Annotated in this window: 2 protein-coding genes and 1 pseudogene; 2 read left to right on the forward strand and 1 reads right to left on the reverse strand. The window is 51.9% G+C overall.

Features of this window, described 5'->3' with window-relative positions; genetic code table 11:
* A partial coding sequence (locus PKX57_RS12090; protein WP_472417569.1) for a hypothetical protein occupies window positions 1-480 on the forward strand: 480 nt, incomplete at its 5' end.
* Between the two features lie 387 nt (window positions 481-867).
* Window positions 868-1,962 carry a KamA family radical SAM protein gene (locus PKX57_RS12095; protein ID WP_472417571.1) on the forward strand — a complete coding sequence of 365 codons (1,095 nt, stop codon included), beginning with the start codon at window positions 868-870 and terminating at the stop codon, window positions 1,960-1,962.
* 23 nt (window positions 1,963-1,985) lie between these two features.
* Here PKX57_RS12095 and PKX57_RS12100 read toward each other — a convergent pair.
* Window positions 1,986-2,210: pseudogene (locus PKX57_RS12100) on the reverse strand (acyl-[acyl-carrier-protein] thioesterase); the annotation flags it as partial.

The following is a 2,210-nucleotide window of genomic DNA, read 5'->3' on the forward strand; positions in this document are numbered from 1 at the left end:
GGAGAGGAGACGATCGTCTTCTCGTTCGAAGGCCTGCCAGGCAAGAATCTACACATCCTTTTCGGCGTACCGGTGGGAGTACCCGTCATGGAGACCACCTACTCTTTCAGGCCGGGACTGGCCATATACAGGCCCGACGGCCAGCTGAAAGACGGCTTCGATTTCACGCAGACCGAGCCGGAGGTCATGTACGAGTTCTTCGGAGACACCAATTCCTACAAGCACCTCGGCTACGACAGCCTAATGGAATCGGAGGGAACTTACAGGATCGAGATCTCCTCGAGAGAGGCCGGGAGGGCCTGGATAACCTTCGGGTTGAGGGAAAACTTCACGTTCAAACAGATCTTGCTGCTGCCCGAGTGGATAAGACAGATAAGGGAGTTCCACTATATGAAGGGACTGGCGAGGTGGGAGATATACGGTCTTGTCGGACTGGGGGTTCTCACGGCGGGAGTGATAGCGCTCATCGTGTTCCTCTGAAAGCGAAAGCGGCGTAAAGCGGAAACGGCCGATAGATAATAGCAAAGAGACGTCCTTTTCGACGTCTCTTTTTATATTTTATCACGGATAATCTTTAAAGTCAACCGGTCTGGCGATTAACCGCGTGTAACTTATGCCTCTGGAAGCGCCTCGAAGCGCCGCATTTTAATACACTGCCAATACCTGTGCGGGGTACACATCCAGGAGGCTCATAAGATATAATATATAGTGAATGGTGTTGAAAATTCCGTATCGTAATTCTTTCGTAGTCATCTGATAGGACCGGCTGTTCGAACAATTGAACAGTTATATCCAGCGAGTGCAGAGATACACGGAGTTTTTTCATGCTCAACAATATCGAATCAAACAGAATAGGGAGGTAGTAATTTGCAGAAACCAAAATATCTTACAAAGGTAGATCTGATCGAAGAGCTTAGCGAAGATCAGATCGGACAGATGAACGAAGTGATAGAGCAGTTTCCTTTCAGGGCCAACGATTATTACCTGAGCCTCATAGACTGGGACGATCCGAACGATCCCATAAAGAGGATCATAATGCCCGATATCGAAGAGCTCGACGAGTGGGGGGAGATGGATGCCTCGAACGAGCATCTCTACAGTGTCGTGCCGGGCATGGAACACAAGTACGAAGACACCGCCCTGCTCCTGGTCTCCAGAGTTTGTGGCAGCTTCTGCAGGTTCTGCTTCAGGAAGAGGCTCTTCTCGACGGAGAACAGGGAAGTTACAAACGACGTCGGACCGGGGATCGAGTACATAAGAAAGCACAGAGAGATAACCAACGTACTCCTCACCGGCGGAGATTCCCTGATCCTCTCGACCGACAAATTATCCGATATTGTCGGGCGGCTTCGCGAGATCGAACACGTTGGAATCATAAGGTTCGGGAGCAAGATGGTGGCCTTCAACCCTTACAGGATAATCAACGATCCCGCGCTGCCCGAGATGATTAGAAAGTACAGCACCAGCGAAAAGAGGATCTATATCATGGCGCACTTCAATCATCCCGCAGAACTGACGGACGTTGCCGTGGAGGGGTTGAACATTCTGAGGAACGCCGGCGCGGTCATATGCAACCAGACGCCTATGATAAGGGGCGTCAACGACGACGCCGATACGATGGCCGAGCTTTTCAGGAAACTGTCGTTCGCAGGAATCCCGCCCTATTACGTTTTCCAGTGCAGGCCGACCAGGGGCAACCACACCTACGCCGTGCCCGCGGAGGAGGGATACACGGTCTTCAAGAAGGCCATAGACAGGGTGTCCGGTCTGGCCAAACGAGCGAGGTTCGTTATGTCTCACGCGACGGGAAAGATAGAGTACGTGGGCATCGACGAAAACAAGATATACATGAAATACCACAGGGCGGCCGACCCGAGAAGGTACAATCTCTTCATGGCCTTCGACAGGAATCCCGACGCTTACTGGCTGGACGATTACGTCGATCCCGACTCACTGGTATAGAAAAGGCGGCCAAGGCCGTCTTTTCATAACCACTTCGTGCAGGCGATGGCGAGTTTCTTCCCGCCTGAAGTGACCCTGTGCAGACCGATTTTCAGGCCGTCCCGATCTTCGAAACCGCTTTCGATGAGCACTTCCTCTCCCTTCATCGATTCATGTTTGTACTGGATGCAGAGTTTCTTCAGCTCTTTGCTCTCGAAATCCCCGGGAACGGTCTGCATTATCCAGCGGACGTACGAGACGTTGTTGGC

This window comes from Mesotoga sp. (assembly GCF_035363035.1).
Classification (GTDB): domain Bacteria; phylum Thermotogota; class Thermotogae; order Petrotogales; family Kosmotogaceae; genus Mesotoga.